Consider the following 3,859-nt stretch of genomic DNA (forward strand, 5'->3'; position numbering starts at 1 on the left):
GGTCTTGGTGTGAGAACCACCAGTCCTACCGGGAGCTCACCTCATTCTCGACATCGCCACGCCAACCACCACAATCGAGTTCTCAGACGCTCTCTAAGACACAAGTGGCCCTAACCGTCATCGCCACTCACGAGACCCCAAAGATGTCCTGAGGGCCCCTCAGGCACTATGCCTTCCGTAAACTCGTTGTGAGGACGAGCTGAGGGAGGTGCAGGTGGCCAACGCGGAAGAACGCCGCTTCGAAGTGCTGCGCGCGATCGTCGCTGATTACGTGTCCAACCAGGAGCCCGTGGGATCCAAGGCGATCGTCGACCGGCACAATCTCGGTGTGTCCAGCGCCACAGTGCGCAATGACATGGCCGCGCTGGAAGAAGAGGGGTACATCACCCAGCCCCACACCAGCGCGGGTCGCATCCCCACCGACAAGGGCTACCGGCTGTTCGTCGACCGGATCGCCGAGGTCAAACCGCTGAGCGCCGCCGAACGCCGCGCCATCACGGCCTTCCTCGACAGCGGCACCGACGTCGACGACGTCCTGCGCCGGTCCGTCCGGCTGCTCGCGCAGCTGACCAGGCAGGTCGCGGTCATCCAGTACCCGATGATGACCAACTCCGCCGTCCGCCACCTGGAAGTGGTGCCGCTCACCCCGGCCAGGCTGATGCTGGTGCTGATCACCGACTCCGGCCGCGTCGACCAGCGCACCGTCGACCTCGGCGACGTCATCACCGAGGAGAACGTCGGCAGGCTGCGCACGGTGCTGAACGGCGCGCTCGCCGGCCGCAGGCTGTCCGAAGCCGCCGCTTCCGTCGCCGAACTGCCCGAAAAAGCACCGGGCGAACTGCGCGACAACCTCACCCGCGTCTGCACCGTGCTGGTGGAATCGCTGGTCGAACATCCCGAAGAACGGCTGGTGCTCGGCGGTACGGCGAACCTCACCCGCAACGTCTCGGACTTCCCCGGATCGCTCCGGCAGGTACTGGAGGCGCTCGAGGAGCAGGTCATCGTCCTCAAGCTCCTCGCGGCCGCCCGCAACCCCGGTGCGGTCACCGTGCGCATCGGTGAGGAAAATGAGGACGAGCAGATGCGCAGCACCTCGGTGGTTTCCATCGGCTACGGCATGGACGACATGCTGCTGGGCGGAATGGGCGTCGTCGGGCCGACCAGGATGGACTACCCGAACACCATCGCCGCGGTGCGCGCGGTGGCGAACTACGTGGGGCAGATCCTCGCCGGCCGCTGAACGCGGGCGTCGAGATCGAAGTCAGAAGGAGAAGGCGAAGACGGTGGCGAGGGACTATTACGGCATTCTCGGGGTTGCGAAGAACGCGACGGATCAGGAGATCAAGCGCGCGTATCGCAAGCTGGCCCGTGAACTGCACCCCGACGTCAACCCGTCGGAGGACGCGCAGCACCGGTTCGGTGAGGTGACCACCGCCTACGAGGTGCTGTCGGACCCGCAGAAGCGCAAGATCGTCGACCTCGGCGGCGACCCGATGGACAGCGGCGCACGCGGGAACGGCGGCGGCGACCCCTTCTCCGGCTTCGGCGGTCTCGGCGACATCATGGACGCCTTCTTCGGCGCCGCGGGAGGTGGCGGCGGACGCGGACGCGGACCGCGCAGCCGCGTCCAGCCCGGCTCCGACGCGCTCATCCGTCTCGGCCTCACCCTGGAGGAGTGCGCCACCGGCGTCGACCGGGAGATCACCGTCGACACCGCCATCGTCTGCGACCTGTGCCGCGGCGCCGGCGCGGCCGAAGGCACCGGCACCAAGACCTGCGACACCTGCGGCGGCGCCGGCGAGGTCCAGTCCGTGCAGCGGTCGTTCCTCGGCCAGGTCGTCACCGCCCGCCCCTGCCCGGTCTGCCGCGGCTTCGGCGAGGTCATCCCCGACCCCTGCCGCCAGTGCGGCGGCGACGGCCGCGTCCGCGCGCGCCGCAACGTCACCGCGAAGATCCCGCCGGGCGTCGGCGACGGGATGCGCATCCGGCTGTCCGGCCAGGGCGAGGTCGGCCCCGGTGGCGGCCCCGCCGGTGACCTCTACGTCGAGATCGACGAAGCGCCGCACGAGGTGTTCGTCCGGCAGGGCAACGATCTGCACTGCAACTTCCGCATCCCGATGACCACCGCGGCACTCGGCGCCACGGTGCCCATCGAGACGCTCATCGACGGCGACTACGAACTCGACATCGAACCGGGCACCCAGCCCGCCACCGAACTCGTGCTCACCGGCAAGGGCATGCCGCGCCTGCGGTCCTCCGGCCGCGTCGACGGCCGCGGAGACCTGCACGTCCACATCGACGTCGTCGTGCCGACCAAACTCGACGACGCCCAGCGCGACCTCCTCGTCGAACTGGCCCAGCAGCGCGGCGAAGACGTGCCGTCGCTGTCGTCGAACGGTTCCAAGCCCGGCGGGCTGTTCTCCAAGCTGCGCACCAAGAACCACCGATAACCCGTGCCCGAGACGACACTGCCGGTCTTCCTCACCGCCACGCTGCCCGGCTCCGGGCGCACCACCCTCGACGGTGAGGAAGCCCGGCACGCCGCCACCGTCCGGCGACTGCGGGTCGGCGAACGTCTCGTGCTCTCCGACGGCGAAGGCGGCATGGCGCGCTGCGTCGTCGAAGCCGTGCAAGCAGGCCGCGACGCGGCACTCACCCTCGCCATCGAAGAACACTGGACCGAGGAACCACCCGCACTCCGCGTCATCGTCGCCCAAGCCCTCGCCAAAGGCGACCGCGGCGAACTCGCCGTCGAACTCGCCACCGAAGCGGGCGCCGACGCGATCGTCCCCTGGCGCGCCGCCCGCAGCGTCGCCCGCTGGGAAGAAGGAACCCGCGGCGACAAAGCCCTCACCCGCTGGCGCACCACCGCCCGCGCCGCCGCCAAACAAGCCCGCCGCGCCCACCTCCCCGAAGTCGCCGAACCCGCCACCACCCGCGAACTCGCGGAACTCGTCCAGACCGTTTCCCGCGCCCTCGTCCTCGAATCCGGCATCACCACCCGGCTCACCGAGATCGAACTCCCGCCACAAGGCGACATCCTCCTCATCGTCGGCCCCGAAGGCGGCATCACCGACGACGAACTCGCCACCCTCACCGGCGCCGGCGCTACCGCCATCCGGTTGGGCCCCACCGTTTTGCGCACCTCGACCGCCGCCGCCGTCGCCCTCGGCGCGCTAGGGGTTCTCACCGACCGCTGGAAGTGAAAAAACACCCCACAATTTTGCGGCGAGTTATGGCGCGATCACGCAAACAGCCGTTACTCTCGTTAACTGACGCGCAACACACGGTTTCGGCGCGCCACTGGGGATGAAGCCCAGTCGCGCGCGTGAATCCCCGCCGGGCACCTCCCCCCTCGGTCCGGCGGAGCCGCGGCGGCGGTGGACCGACCCCCAGGGTCCACCGCGCCGCGGCATCTTCATTTGGGGCCACGCAAGCTCGCTTCGCTCGTTGCTCCGCCCCGATTTCGATGCCACAGCACGGTTCCGCGTGTCTGCACTGGCTCACCGGACTCCCAGCGGTCCGTCCGTGAAGGCTCAGCCGTCTCGGCGAAGTCGCATCACTGCTGGTCGGCTCCACTTCTAGAGCGGGACAAGACGAACGTGTCGTGGTGGACACGGCGGGAGCGGGCTCGCGCGGGAGGCTCAAGCGGTGCTTTCGCGTGGCTGGATGGATGACACGTGTGATCCGGCGGAGGACACGTGTGACTGGATGGATGTCACACGGGAGCCCTACCTCGACTTCGCCACACACGCCCCCCTGACCTGAATCGCCCCGGGTTCGGTAGAGACTCGTTGTTGGGGTCAGGCGACCAGGCTGATCAGGTCGCCGTCCGCGTACAGGGTCTCGAACTCGACGG

The 3,859-nt window shown here is 68.8% G+C and carries 3 protein-coding genes; all 3 read left to right on the forward strand.

What is annotated here, in order from left to right; all coding sequences use genetic code 11:
- Positions 1–214 precede the first annotated feature (214 nt).
- Genes hrcA through ACZ7KI_RS43270 form a run of 3 tightly spaced genes read left to right on the forward strand, consistent with a single transcriptional unit; the run spans position 215 to position 3,206 of the window.
- On the forward strand, positions 215–1,240 hold the full coding sequence (gene hrcA, locus ACZ7KI_RS43260) for a heat-inducible transcriptional repressor HrcA (protein ID WP_465463719.1): 1,026 nt from the start codon (positions 215–217) through the stop codon (positions 1,238–1,240).
- Between the two features lie 43 nt (positions 1,241–1,283).
- Positions 1,284–2,450: a molecular chaperone DnaJ gene (dnaJ, locus tag ACZ7KI_RS43265; RefSeq protein ID WP_470278804.1), complete on the forward strand. Its 1,167-nt coding sequence runs from the start codon at positions 1,284–1,286 to the stop codon at positions 2,448–2,450.
- Positions 2,451–2,453: 3 nt separating this feature from the next.
- Entirely contained in the window at positions 2,454–3,206 is a 753-nt protein-coding gene (locus ACZ7KI_RS43270) for a 16S rRNA (uracil(1498)-N(3))-methyltransferase (RefSeq protein ID WP_470278805.1), read from the forward strand.
- The last annotated feature ends 653 nt before the right edge of the window (positions 3,207–3,859 follow it).

This window comes from Amycolatopsis sp. NPDC039088 (assembly GCF_055598845.1).